Raw genomic sequence first — 13409 nt, 5'->3', positions numbered from 1 at the left:
TCCGTCCAATCTCTCCATACCAGCCCCAGAGTCGGGATGATGAGATCCACCGTCATGCCGGACTTGATCCGGCATCCAGCCCGCAACCAGCCGAGTACTCCGCTTCCTAGATCCCGGCCTACACCGGGGTTACGTCGTTTTAAGGCAGAAAATGTTCCAGCTGCCGCCCGCCGCCCTTGATCTCCCGCTCCATCAAGTAGTGGGCTAGGGCACGCTTCTGGCTGTTACTGAAACCGTAATTGGGCATCGGCGGCGTGGGGGTGTCGAAGTAATCCGCGAGCTGCTTGATGGTATAGCGACGGCTCAGGTCTTTTAATGGAAGCTGCTGGTGGCAGCGTGTGCAATTGCGACGCTCGAAGATCTGCGCGCCCTGACGGGCGGCACTACTGTCGATAGCGAGTGGCTTTTTGGGGGCGCTGATGGGCGCGCGTTTATCCTCCGGCGCTGTATCTGCACCGGAGGCTGTCCCCGCACGCACGCGATAGATTGCACCGGCGTAGTCGTCGGAAATATAGATATTGCCCCGCACATCTTCGGCGATATCCACCGGTCGACCGTATACCGTTTCGCGATCTTCGCCTAAAAAGCCCCAGATAAAATCCTCCGCACGAATCTGTCCATCCTCACCCCAGTGCAGAGCCAGCACCTTGTAGCCGTCTTTCACATCCCGGTTCCAGGAGCCGTGCAGTGCCACCAGTGCAGCGTCGCGGAAGGCGGCCGGTTGCAGGGGGCTGCGTAAAAAGCGCATCCCCAGCGGTGCATTGTGCGCACGGAATTCAAATACCGGTGGAATGGACGTTTTGATTTTTTGCTGAATGCGCGCACTGCCGTTAATTCCCAGGTCCGGGTCTGGAATACGGTCGCCATTGGCGTAGGGCCAGCCGTAAAACCCGTCTTTCTGAATTCGGTTCAGTTCGCAGGGCGGGAAATCATTGCCGAGCCAGTCGCGGCCGTTGTCTGTAGCGTAGAGGGCGCCATCTTTGGGAGACCAGTCGAAACCGACGCTATTGCGCAGGCCGGTGGCGAATATCTCGAAATGGCTACCGTCCGGTCGAAAGCGCATGATCGTTGCGCGCTGCGGGTCTTCTTCTGCGCAGACATTGCAGGTAGAGCCGCTGGAAAGATACATCCAGCCATCCGGCCCCATGCCGATGGTTTTGGTCCAGTGATTTCCGGTATCGGCAAGGCCGCTCACGACCTTCTGGTAACTACCGGCGATACGGCCATCCGAGTGGTCGAACGGGACCCGGCCAACGCCGTCGCTCTCTGCGATGTACAGCCAGTCTTCAAACAGTGCCAGACCATGAGGGCGCTTGAGTCCGTCGATCAGCACCCGCTTGCCATCCGCCTTACCATCGCGGTTGCGGTCACTCAGAAGCAGGCTGACCTGACCGAGCTTGGGTTGTGATACCAATAGATCGCCATTGCGGGTAATCGTCATAAAACGCGCATTGGGTACCTCATCGTCAAACAGCTCCAGGTGAAACCCGTCAGCAACTTTTAGTTGATGCTGTACTGTGTCATCGCTGGTGCTGGCGCCGAACAATTGGCCCCAGGGTACATTCACCCCCGGCACCCACCCCAGTGACAGGGCTAAAACCAGCACAAACACCCCAATGGCGCCAAATGCAGCGAAAAGATAAAAAACTAGCGCTTTTTTCGACGTAGATCTCACAGTTGTCTTGATCTCGTAACAGAAGTAACTATAGTAAGCCGCTGAATGTCGCACAGACGTACCAGTTGCGATACGCGCCACGCGCCTCCCCCGGACCTGATCAGGTTTAATGTGACGACCGTCACTCGCTTGTAAGACATCTCTTACAACAAGTTCAGCACTTTCCCACTACCCTAATTTTCCCATTCGACCATCATAATGTATTTGCAAGGACGGAGAACGGATTGCAACGGCGGCAAGGACAGGTCACCAAGGATTGGAGACCGCGCTGCCAGCCCGAAAGGATTTGGGCACCATCCTGTGAGACGCACCGCTTGGGCCGGATTGCTCAAGCGGTGTTTTACATTCTGAGCCTGCAAAATTTCTTTCCTTCCTGAACTCGCCGTATGGTTCTTCTTGTTTTAACGCTTTCACATCTTGTCTATACAGGCTCGCTGCGGCTGTTTGGTAGATTTCTGCAGCGGATTGCCTCCACTGTCTGGAAATCGTAACAAACCTCCGCTTTAATCAGAGCAAGCCGGTCCAATTTTATGACTGGTGGGTATGAGGAGGATAACGAATTCAGTAATCAAATGCTGTACCCGTTCGTACCGCAACCACCCGCTCATCACTGGTGGTCTAGCCTCCATCGGCTCCAGAATTCGCTCCATTCCTCCCGCGCATCGAATTCTTCCTCTCTCTCCGCTTCTTTCTCCAAGTCTTCTGTCCACGTTTTCCCTGACAACTTTTTAAATTCCCCGAGCCTCGCCGGACTGTCCGCGGGGCTTTGTTGTTTATTGAATGGTTTCCTGAGCTCGCAAAAACGGGAGGTGAACTCATGCAAGCGCAAATCCTGAGGCTGAATCTCGCCGGCCAACCCCTCGAATGGCTGACCTGGGAAGAAGCCGCCTGTTTGTATGTGCGGGAACTGGTCACCTGGACTCTTGGTGGTGTTGTACAGACGGTACATGGGGGAATTAACCGCCTCGGTGAGCGCTCAACCCTTGACCTCGCCGCCATCATCGCCTGCGGTGGCGACCGCATGGCCCGCCCCCGAACCCGCCCGCCCCTCACCAACCGCGCCCTGTTCGCGCGGGATCAGCACCTGTGCCTGTACTGCGGTAACGGATTCCCCATCCGCGAACTCACCCGCGACCATATTCACCCCGTCTCCAAAGGCGGCCGTGATACCTGGGAAAACGTCGTCACCGCCTGCCGGCGCTGCAATCAGCACAAGGGCAACCGGCTGTTGGAAAATATCGACATGGAACTACTGGCGCTGCCATTTGTTCCCAATGCGGCGGAATACCTGGCACTTACCAACAGTGCGCGGATTCGTGGAGATCAGATGGAGTTTTTACGGGGGCAGTTTTCGAGAAAACGGCAGGAAGGGTGGCTGGAAAATGGGCTGCCGCAGGTCAGTTGAGTAGGTTTATTTGAAGGGAATTGTGAAGGTGACGATGCCGGGTGCAGCTTTGTAAGGCCTTCCGCGAGAGGGGCCGAAGGCGCCGTGAATCCGTGGAGCGGCCGGGCCACCTCGTGGAAGAGCCCCCATGGATGGGTTATCGGGGGGGCGCCTAGCTCGTGTCTTACAAAGCTGCACCCGGTAGCGTCACCGCCACCGGGATAAGTTACTGGACTGCACTTCGGATGAGAGTACCGAGATAAGATGAAAAATCATGCCCCTGGTTTTGCAGCATTTTCGGGAACATCGAAATAGAAGTCATCCCCGGAAAGGTATTTACCTCATTCAGATAAATCTCCCCGTCATCCGTCAGAAAGAAATCAATCCGCGAAAGGTCCTTTAACTGTAAACCCACAAACGCCCGCTTGGACGCCTCGCGAATCCATCCCAGCTGTGCATCCGACAAGCCCTCCGCCACCACATGGGTCCGCGCCCGGCTGGCCTCCGCGTACTTTTCCTCGTAACTATAAAATGTATCCTCCGGCGCACACACCTCACCCGGCGGCGTCACAACCAATTCGCCGTCATAGATGTAAGCCGCCACCTCCAGCTCCCGCACCTTAAGACACTTCTCCACCAGCACATAGGGCGACAGTTTGAACGCCTCCCGCAAAGCCCCATCCAGAGCCTCCGGATCGCTCACCTTGTAACAACCCACCGAAGACCCCTGGTTCGACGCCTTCACAAACACCGAACCCCATTGCTTCAATGCATCCTGCGCCTTCGCCGCCTCGTCTGCATTGTCCGCACACAGAAACTGATACGGGGTATTGTCGATCCCAAGGGCCGTCAGCCAAAGCTTGGTAGTGATCTTGTTAAAACAGATCTTGCTCGCCTCAGGCCCGCAGCCGAAATAGGGTAGTCCGAGAATTTCCAGCTGCGATTGCAGATCGCCGGTTTCCCCGGGGTAACCGTGAATCGCCGGGACTACATAATCCACCGGCTGCGCACTGCCGGAATTGCCGCCCGATGCGCTGTACAACAGCTTGTCTGAGCGTAACTCCCGTACCTGGTCATTCTCATCCACAAAGCGGCCATCGCCGTCCATGGTGACCCGGGTCAGCTGGACCGTCGGTGATTTCGCCAGTTCCCGTTGGATAAAATCCGCGGTGCGCAGGGAAACATCGTGCTCACTGCCGCCACCGCCGCAGATCAGCAAAACGTGAATGGTCCGTGATGGGGTGCTATTTGGGGCCTGTGTATTCATCTGGCTCTCATCAGTTGTTCGGCTCTGCCGGTGCCGTCAGTACCTGGGCGCACTGAGTGGGCATTTCTGGTTTCTTAGGCGGTTTTTCCGGCTTGGGTTTGGTGGGCGCGGTACCGTTTAGAATGGCGTAAAATTCATCGCTAAACCACCAGTCCAGGCCGCCGCCGCAGGGTTTGCCGCGTACCTTCGCCTGCGGCTTGCAATTTTTGTCCCCCGGCGGGCAGTTCAGACGTACATGAAAGTGGTAATTGTGTCCCCACCAGGGGCGCACCTTGCGCAACCATTCGTTATCGCTCCCTGCAATATTGCACATTTTTCGCTTGATGGTGGGGTGCACGAAGATTCGTGCGACGCGAGGATCTTCCGAGGCTAGACGCAGGATATTGGGAATACGCGGATCCCAGTTTTCCTCCAGCAGTACATGCTTGCGCTCGTCGGCCATGGGGATAGCGGAGATATTGTCCCGCTCCCAGGCTGTCAGCGGGCGCTCGGCGGCGCGCTTATCCTGGGAAAACCAGATATCCGCATCCAGCCCCTGCTGGTGGCTCTTGTGCCCGCTGCTAAACGGTCCGCCACGGGCCATGGACATATCACCGATCTGCAGCCGACCGAGGTTGTTTTCTTCCACGGCGTTGGAAAAATCCTTGAGAAACTCCACCAGATACGGATTGCCGTAGTGACGGTCGCGCCCGGTGCGCACCAGCTGAAAGCCTTCGCCGCGCAATGGCATCTGCTCCGCGCCGCTCAGACAGCCGTTGCTGTAGCTGCCGATGCTTTCGGGCAGCTGGTTCGACGGTTTCTTCACCGCTTCCCAGGGGTTTTTGGCGGAAGAGGTGCTCGCCAACAGAGCCAGTGTGGCGGCGGATAGGATTTGAAAGGCTTTCTTGATCTGAGGCGACATGGTTACTGCGGGTACGTCGATTTAGGGTTTGGTGGTCGAGAAATTATAGAGGTTCCGTCCGCTAGTTCTGTGGAAGTATCCGCTTTCGTGGTTTTTGGCGGTTGTCGGCTATTGAGGGGCGGCTTGGCTGGCCGGTGCTCTCTCGCTAGACACGCCGTGAACCCATCCCTGGGGGCTCTGCACCGCCGTCCATGGCGGTGAAGGTCTAGCGAGAGAGCCCCGGCCATCCAAGCCTTCAGAACTACCCAATCCCTTGCCAACTGGTTTGAGGGTGAAAAACTCTAGAGAGCTATAAAACTTCCCGACAAGCCGCCACCAGCGCCTGCATTTCCTCATCGGTTCCAATGCTGATACGCAAGTACTCACTAATCCGCGGCTTGTTGAAATAGCGCACGATGATATTGCGTTCGCGCAGGGCGTTGAACAGATCCTCTGCGGAAATTTTTTGGGGCTTGGCAAAGATAAAGTTGGCGGTGGAAGGGACGATATCGAAACCGATCTCGGTCAGCTCAGAGCAGGTCCACTCGCGGGTCGCGATCACCTTGGCGCAGTTGTCCGCCAGCCACTCCCGGTCGGCAATTGCCGCCGTCGCGACTTTCTGTGCAATACCGTCGATAGGGTAGGAGTTGAAGGAGTTCTTTGCCCGGTTCAGCCCCTCGATCAGGTGCGCCTGGCCCATGGCATAACCCAGGCGCAAACCCGCCAGGGCGTGGGATTTGGACAGGGTGTGAATCACCAGCAGGTTCGGGTAGCGGTCGATCAGGGCGACCGCACTCTCGCCACCAAAATCAATATAGGCCTCGTCGATCACCACCACCCGCTCCGGGTGCAATTGCAGCAGCTTCTCGATTTCTGCCAGCGGCAAATAGCGTCCGGTCGGGGCATTGGGGTTGGGGATAATCACGCCGCCGGCGTTATCGATGGCAAAGTCTTCTACCGCGATGGAGAAGTCGTCCCGCAGGGGCAGCTTTTGTGACTCGATGCCGTAAAACTGGCAGTAGACGGGATAAAAGCTGTAGGTGATGTCCGGGTACAGTAGCGGCTCCGGGCGCTGGAAGAAGCTGTAGAAAGCGTGCGCCAGTACCTCGTCGGAACCGTTGCCCACAAACACCTGCTCCGGTGACAGGTCAAACTGGGCGGCGATGGTCTCGCGCAGTTGGGTGGATTCCGGGTCCGGGTAGAGGCGCAGATGGGCAGCCAGGCCTTCTTCCTGCAGCACCGCCTGCGCCTTGGGAGAGGGTGGGTAGGGGCTCTCGTTGGTATTCAGCTTGATCAGGCGCGCGGTGGTCTTGGGCTGCTCGCCGGGGACATACGGCTGCAGCTTCGCCACCGCGGGGCTCCAGAAAAGGCTGTGATCTTTATTGGACTCGGTCATGACATTCACTCCTTGTGCGCGCCAGAAGGCAGCGGCGCGCGGAGATTTTATGCGTTCACGGCACAGAGTTCGACGGTTGGGCCAGATTAAGTGGGCATTTACTCGCCGCGTACCTCCAGATCCGATTCCGTCGCCTTGCTGGCGGTTTTTTTCTTGCCAGACTCCTGATCCAGTGGGATATCGAACAGCGCCGGCGTGGAGGCCAGGAACTCTTCCAGAGGCACCGGCTTGCGCCACAGCAGGCTTTTGGACTTCAGCTCCTTGGACACCTCAGGGGAGTCGCTGAACTCGTCCATCTTGCCAATCTCGACCGCCGCGGCAAAGCCCAGGAAGCACCAGGGCAGCAGTACCGAGGCCACCAGCCGCCAGTGTGGAGCGATATTCAGCGCGAGATAGGCCGCGCACCACAGCATCACCGGCAGGATTACCGCCAATGCCAGGATATTCAGCAGCGGCAGCGCCTGGTGCAGGTTGAAGTTGAAGTTGAGCAGGGAGCCAAACCACTGCCAGGCGGCATAGACCAGCGCCGCGGTGGCAGCGATGGAAAGGTGCGCGAGGAAGTGCGCCTCGTGCTTGACCACCTTGCCGATAAAGGCCCAGGCCGCGGCGTAAATCAGCAGCCCGATCACCGCGTCGGTGAGTACTTCCACCGCCCCGGTCCACTCGAATTCCATGGTGCTGCCGAGGTAGGCCAGCCACAGGCTGAGCCCTGCCACCAACAGGCACAGGGCGATGGCGACAATTGGCGTTGCCGCCCGGTCAAACACATTTTCCGCCGAGTGCAGGGGGACCGCCGGCGCCACGCTCATTTCAGCATCGATAAAACGCACCCGGCTTTTGCCGATCTGCACTTCGTCACCACACTGGATCTGGCGCTCACGCACGTCCGCCTGCTTGACGGATTTATCGCGAAAGTTGCGCATCAGGCGCATGCCGTTGAGGCTGTTCAGGTCGCGCAGTACATAGCAGCCGTCTTCATCCTGCACCACTTCCGCGTGTACCGGGTCTACGTGCGGGTCTTCCAGCATTACATCGTTGCTATAGCAGCGGCCCAGCGTGGCGCGCTCGCCGTTCATACGGAAGCGGTTGCACACCCGGTGGGCACGATTGATTTCTTCGATAATCAGTGCCATTGAACTTCGCTCGCAAACTTCTGGGTAAAGGCAGTGGCGGATTCCTGGGTGAACCCGGACAGGGTGAAGTGGCTCACCAGCGCACGGTTGTCGTGATCTACCGTGAGGCTCACATAGAAGACGTCGTACAGCTCCGGGTAATCCTTGTAGCGGCGCACGCAATAGGAAGTGCGTGCAATCACCGGCTCGCGGCTGCCGTTGGCCTTGGGCGGCGTTTGCGCCTCGTCGGTGGCATCTGCACCATTTTCACGCTTTTCCGCGTTATCACCACTCTGCGCCTGGCCGTTACGCGGGTGGGTGGTGAACTGCTGCTTGCAGTTAAAGTCGGTCACATCGTCCTCACCGGCGCTGTTGCCGGGAAAGAAGCCGCTCATATTTTCCTTGTAGGCCGCGTAGAAACGCGAAGACAGAAAGTCGTCTTCGGACTCGAGCCAGAAGAACTCATATTCCACCCGCCCGGTATCAAAGGTCTCAGATAGATACACCACATCCTGGCCGGTACAGCCCTTGGCCACCTGCTTCACCAGTTCGTCTTCGTCGTCGCTGGTATTTCCCCAGCACTGGATCGAGGGCACGATTTCCCCCACCACCATGGCATCGCCCAGGGGGCGCAGCTGCCATTTGGCGTCAAGGATCTGGTCGATGATGCGCTGCTGGTTTTTGTGCAACTGGCGGTTGATGACGGGTTGCAGTTCCAAGGCCCCGTTGCCTTCGCCGGCGTCTTTTTTATAGTCCAGCAGCAGGGCCACCAGCTTGTCCACCGGTACCAGGAAGCTGATCTGGTTGCCCGCAGTGGCTACGTTGATGCCCACCACCTGGCCATTGCGATTGATTACCGGGCCTCCGCTCATACCGGGGTTGATGGAGCCGGAGAAGTGGATGCGATCGTAAAAGCTGCCACCGGCGATGCCGTTGTAAGTGCCGGGGACGATGGTCATCCCCAGATCCAGCGGGTTACCCATGGAAACAATGGTTTCACCCTTGCTCGGTGCCTGACTGGCCAGCTGCAGGAAATCCGGGCCGGGCTTACCCTTTTGGCGCAGGATCGCCAGATCGTTGACCACGTCCACATCCAGCAGCTCAAGCTCGCCTTCCTTGCCATCCACCGACAGGTATTTAAGGACGTACTTGTCGGTATCGTGCACCGCCTCGGAGACTACGTGGTAATTGGTGGCGATCAGGCCGTCTTTGGAAATCTGGAAGCCGGAACCCAACCCCGCCTTGGAATTGGAAGAAAGCTCGATCAGGCGAATCTGATACAGGCTGCCGCGGTAATCGCTGTACAGCTGTTCATAACTCTGTGCCTGGGCGATGGATGCATAAAGCCACAGCGCGATAAAAGCCACAAAGGCGTGGGAAAAGGCGCGGTAATTCTGGCGCGAAAACATTCTCGTCATTGTGGACTCGTGCGTGTGGATAAGTCAGCGCTGATTAAATTATGGGCGAAATGACCGCCGATCTTACGGGATCCGCTGCGCACCAACAAGCAATCGTCCCGAAAGGCACAAACCTGTCTCGCACACAGGGTGTCGACTTCACAGTGTAGTGAAACCTCCGCAAAGCGTTGTGGCTTCACCGCAGGCCGGACTTGATCCGGCATCCAGCGCAGAACCACTTCCCCGTCATGCCGGACTTGATCCGGCATCCAGTACTGAGCCAACCAAGTACTCCGCCCTCGGGATCCGGTACCGGATCAAGTCTGGCATGACGCTCCTGCACCCGGATGACGGTGCCCCGCTGGCGGAAAAAACATCAGACTGAGGAATAAACCCCCACCCGTGTAATTGCGTGTAATGGCGTGTGATCGACCTGTAATGGCGAAATCCGTAAATTTCACCTCAAGGTTGAAGGGGACGCGATGCCCGGCCGTCACAGGAGCCGCGGCGCGGTGGATTGCAGACACCCTGGTACCGGTGCCCATCATGGAAGGTGGAACAAGGAAGGCGATGGAATTTGCTTTCCACACCGGCAGCAGCAACGCGATCTTCAGCCGGGCTTGCTCACACTAAATTCGATAGCCGCCCAGTGGGGGGCAACCGCAGGGACGAGATTGTCGAATTTAGTGTGGGCAAGCCCTCACCAAAGGATTGGTAGTTACCTGTCTCCGCAGAGCCTAGGCGGCAGGTAACCAGATCAGGAAGACTTCGGCGCAAGCCGAACCGTCAGGCCGGCCCGGTAACCACAGAGCCTAGGAAGCCGGGATCGTGGAAGGGCCTGACAGAGGCACGGATGCCTCATTTCGCTCTTGATAGTGTTGTTGTAACCGTAGATGGCTGGGACCATCTGATTATCACCGGCAGTAAGCTTGCTTACTGCCGGTTTTTTTTAATCAAAGTGTTCTGGAAACCCGCCAACCGGTTGCAGTAAGCTATGTGACGCAGTTCTCGTCCTGAGTCTGCGTCTGATTCAGATATTTTCCAAGACCATTGATCCCCTGGGTGGTTTGCAGGGCAGGTGAGCAATCGCTCGCTGATTACAATTATAGGGATGACAACATGAACAAAGCAGAAGTGGATAATTATTGCGACTCCTTGCCGGAGCTGGTGGTTGACGTGCCGGCGGAAGGCATGGAGATCGATATGATGCTGCGCCCGGTAGAGCCCGAAAATGGTACCGCACAGTACTGGCCTTTTTATGAGAAGTGCAATCCGAACGAACTGTTTGGCAATATGGACTTTAAATTTGGCGGTCGCGGGGGCAAGGTGGTGATCAACCTTACCCTCGATCTCTCCGCCGTGCCGGGGCGTGATCTGGAGTTTGCTCTGAGCACCAACCGTAAACTGGACGGTATCCTGGCGCTCAGTCCGGACTTCAAACACCAGTTCAAAACGACTGCCAAGCGGGTGAATGGGCGCTATACCGAGCTAAAAATCGTTATCAAGGATAAAGAGAATAAGCCGGATAACTTTAGTTTCCTATGGCTGTGTGAAGCCGTTGATGGTGGTATGCATTTTGTTTCTGGAGATCCTCAAGCTAGATTCGAGCCTCTCTAATTAGTCACAAATTGCACTTTTCACTGGCGTAGAAGCAAGGGGCTGAGTACAAAGTTGCTGGTGAGCTGGTAGCTTGAACCATGCGGTGCTCATGCCCTGAGCGAGTAACTCTGCTACGTAAACGCTTGCTGATCTCCATTCCTGCGCCAAAGCATAAATTTGGCTTGCGGCATGTTTGTGATATGTGTCGTCAGGAGCGACTCGAACTAAATCTGTAATTATGCTTATCGCTTCTTCAATGTTGCCTACATTTGCGTGTGCCAAAGCACGATAACGCCGGAGTTCTTGGTTTGATGTCCCGTTAGTTATTTCTATAACTTTAGTGAATATTTTCATGGCTTCTTTTTGATCCCCTAAAGCAAGCTTAACTTCGGCTAGTTGACCAAGAGTTGGAACATCATTTTCGGAAACCTGAAGTACTGCTCTAAATTGGCGATCCGCAGATTGATAATTTTTTCTCAGCATATATGCAACAGCTAGGTTCGATTTGGTTCTCCATCCCCTTAATGGTTCAGGTATCGACGTTATTGCTTTTTCTGCAGCTTCCAAGTTTCCAAGTTCTAATTCAATTACGCCCAATGCTGAAAAAGAGGACCAGTGTTTAGGGTGTTTCTCGGTTAGTTGCTTCAGAGTATTTCTGGACGCGTCGTAGTTGCCCATCGCTCCTTGCGATATTGCTGCAAGATAGAGCGACGCGGCAGATGGGTTTAGCTTGTAGGCGTTTAGTGAGCTATCCACTGCATCTGCATACTTTCCGCTACGATAGAAATAGCGTGCACGTTGATACATAAGTTCGGCAGCCGGCATCTTCATTTCTTCAAGCCGTTTAACTAGGTCCTGATATTGGTCTGAATAGTCACTCAAACTATATAGGAGTAGTTTCAAGCGATATGTAATGGACTTGTCTACTCCTTGTTCCTCGCCTCGATCCAGTGCTCGCAATGCAAGCTCTATGTGCTCTTTTTGGTTGTGGAGGACGAATAAACGAGCAGCTGTATCCGATAAGCCTTGGTAGATATATATATTGCGAGGGTAGCGATTGCTCAACGTGAATAAATCGTTGAGATCATTTTCACCGAGTTCCTTGGCCTCCATTCGACTCAGTACATCTAGATATCGCTTGTAGTCGTCATCGGACATTGTAGCTAGAGAGGGATCTCCGCGCTGGTAGGCCGGGGCGAATAACTTGGCAGCGCTGTTACTGGTTCGGTATTGCGCCTCTTGGGCTTTATCTGTAAGGAATGTAAAGCCTTGTTGCTGTTTGATATAGCTGTTTTGGGGCGCTAATCGTTGAATTTCAATATTACACCGAATCTCTGCACACTCGAGTTGCGCAAACAGGGCATCGGTAACCCCCTTGTCCTTCAGCTTTTGCAGCTGTGCCTCAAAGTCCATCCCCTCCTTAGGCTCAAAACTCACCAACGCACTCGCCTTCAATTGCGAGACCGAATTCATCAACGCCTGCCGCACCATAGTCTTGGTCAACGCCTTGGCATTCTCCTCCCCGCGAATCTCCCCATTAATCTCCACTGGCATCACCGCAATATACTGCGGTTCCAGTCGGGTGAATTCCTTCCAACCCCAGTAACCCCCGGTACTCAAAACCAGTGCGGCGGCAACAACCGCCAGCGCCCGCTGCCAGCGGCGGCGGCTTTTGACTTTGTGGTGGGTAAACAGGTCGGTCAGCGTCGCGGTGTAGTCTTCGCTTTCGGCCTCCAGCCCCTGTTTATGCAGCAGGGCAAAGCCCTGATACACAATCTGCGCACTCTGCGGGCGCATCGCCGGATCTTTCGCAAGCAGCTTGTCCAGCAGGATTGCCAGGGGTTCGGGGATACCGGCCCAGGCCTGTTGCGGCGGGGTGTGCGGGTCGTTGGTGACGCGGTGGGCCATAGCCAGGGCACCGGTGTCGTTTTTGCCGAAGGGGCGGCTGCCGGTGAGCAGCTCGTAGGCGATGGTGCCAAGGCTGAACAGGTCGCTGCGGGCATCCAGGGCTTTGCCGAGGATCTGTTCCGGCGACATGGCGGTGATGGTGCCGGCCAGCTGGTTTTCCGCAGTCAGGGTCTGCTCGTCCAGCTGCTGGGATTTGGCGATGCCGAAGTCGGTGATCTTGGCCACCGGTTCGCCCTTGGCGTTTTCCGCAATCAGGATATTGTCGGACTTCAGGTCCCGGTGAATGATGCCGAGGTCGTGGGCCTGCTGCAGTCCCTGGCAGATCTGCATCAGCAGGCTGAGTTTCTGTTGCAGGTTGGGGGTGCGCTCACGCATCCAGGCGCGCAGGGTCGTGCCCTCGATATATTCCATCACCAGGGCAACGCTGCGGCCGCCATTGTCCAGGGTGTCTTCCAGTACATCGTGCAGGGCGACAATATTGGGGTGGTTGAGCTGGGCGAGCAGGCGCGCTTCCTGCTGGATGCGCTGGTGGGCATTGTCGCTTGCGGCGTCGGCCTTGAGCCGCTTGACCGCCACCCGCCGGTGCAGCTTGCGGTCTTCCGCCAGGTAGACCACGCCCATGCCGCCGGCCCCGAGGGTGCTCAGGATCTGGTAGCGGTCGCTCAGCTGCGGCGTATCGGTTGCGGGAGATTGCGGTGCAACCTCGGAGTCGGCAATGTCCATCTGCGTGTGTTCTTGTTGTGATTGAGCCCGGACCCGTTACCGCTGGGCCCACATAGGAAACACGAACA

At 56.5% G+C, this 13409-nt stretch carries 9 protein-coding genes; 2 read left to right on the top strand and 7 right to left on the bottom strand.

The annotated features are described in order from the left end of the window. Nucleotides 1–139 precede the first annotated feature (139 nt). Entirely contained in the window at nucleotides 140–1606 is a 1467-nt protein-coding gene (locus AU11_RS10415) for a PQQ-dependent sugar dehydrogenase (protein WP_231491827.1), read from the bottom strand. Nucleotides 1607–2492: 886 nt separating this feature from the next. On the opposite strand from AU11_RS10415, the gene AU11_RS10405 reads away from it, so the two are divergent. Beyond that, nucleotides 2493–3080 (top strand): HNH endonuclease, encoded by a 588-nt coding sequence (locus AU11_RS10405; protein ID WP_043319224.1) that lies wholly within the window; start codon nucleotides 2493–2495, stop codon nucleotides 3078–3080. Between the two features lie 205 nt (nucleotides 3081–3285). Here the strand turns inward: AU11_RS10405 and AU11_RS10400 are convergent, their stop codons facing one another. From AU11_RS10400 to AU11_RS10380, 5 genes are all read right to left on the bottom strand, one after another. Then, the gene (locus AU11_RS10400; protein ID WP_051687167.1) at nucleotides 3286–4326 is read right to left on the bottom strand and encodes a D-alanine--D-alanine ligase; all 1041 of its coding nucleotides are present in this window, start codon (nucleotides 4324–4326) and stop codon (nucleotides 3286–3288) included. 10 nt (nucleotides 4327–4336) lie between these two features. After that, nucleotides 4337–5227, bottom strand: coding sequence for a penicillin-insensitive murein endopeptidase (gene mepA / locus AU11_RS10395; protein WP_051687166.1), 891 nt, complete (start codon nucleotides 5225–5227; stop codon nucleotides 4337–4339). A 289-nt stretch (nucleotides 5228–5516) separates the two neighbouring features. Next, nucleotides 5517–6602, bottom strand: coding sequence for a histidinol-phosphate transaminase (hisC, locus tag AU11_RS10390; protein ID WP_043319223.1), 1086 nt, complete (start codon nucleotides 6600–6602; stop codon nucleotides 5517–5519). A 98-nt stretch (nucleotides 6603–6700) separates the two neighbouring features. After that, complete coding sequence (locus tag AU11_RS10385) at nucleotides 6701–7735, bottom strand: FHA domain-containing protein (RefSeq protein WP_043319221.1); 1035 nt, start codon at nucleotides 7733–7735, stop codon at nucleotides 6701–6703. After that, nucleotides 7726–9132 (bottom strand): S1C family serine protease, encoded by a 1407-nt coding sequence (locus AU11_RS10380; protein ID WP_231491824.1) that lies wholly within the window; start codon nucleotides 9130–9132, stop codon nucleotides 7726–7728. Before AU11_RS10380 ends, AU11_RS10385 begins: the two co-directional genes overlap by 10 nt. A 1098-nt stretch (nucleotides 9133–10230) precedes the next feature. On the opposite strand from AU11_RS10380, the gene AU11_RS10375 reads away from it, so the two are divergent. Next, a complete protein-coding gene (locus AU11_RS10375) occupies nucleotides 10231–10728 on the top strand; it encodes a hypothetical protein (RefSeq protein WP_043319219.1) in 498 nt (165 codons plus the stop codon). Here AU11_RS10375 and AU11_RS17750 read toward each other — a convergent pair whose 3' ends face one another. Beyond that, the gene (locus AU11_RS17750; RefSeq protein ID WP_051687164.1) at nucleotides 10729–13341 is read right to left on the bottom strand and encodes a serine/threonine-protein kinase; all 2613 of its coding nucleotides are present in this window, start codon (nucleotides 13339–13341) and stop codon (nucleotides 10729–10731) included. It abuts the gene before it with no gap. Nucleotides 13342–13409: the final 68 nt, after the last annotated feature.

This window comes from Microbulbifer sp. HZ11 (genome assembly GCF_000708675.1).
GTDB lineage: Bacteria > Pseudomonadota > Gammaproteobacteria > Pseudomonadales > Cellvibrionaceae > Microbulbifer.
This window is presented reverse-complemented; position numbering and strand designations above follow the sequence as displayed.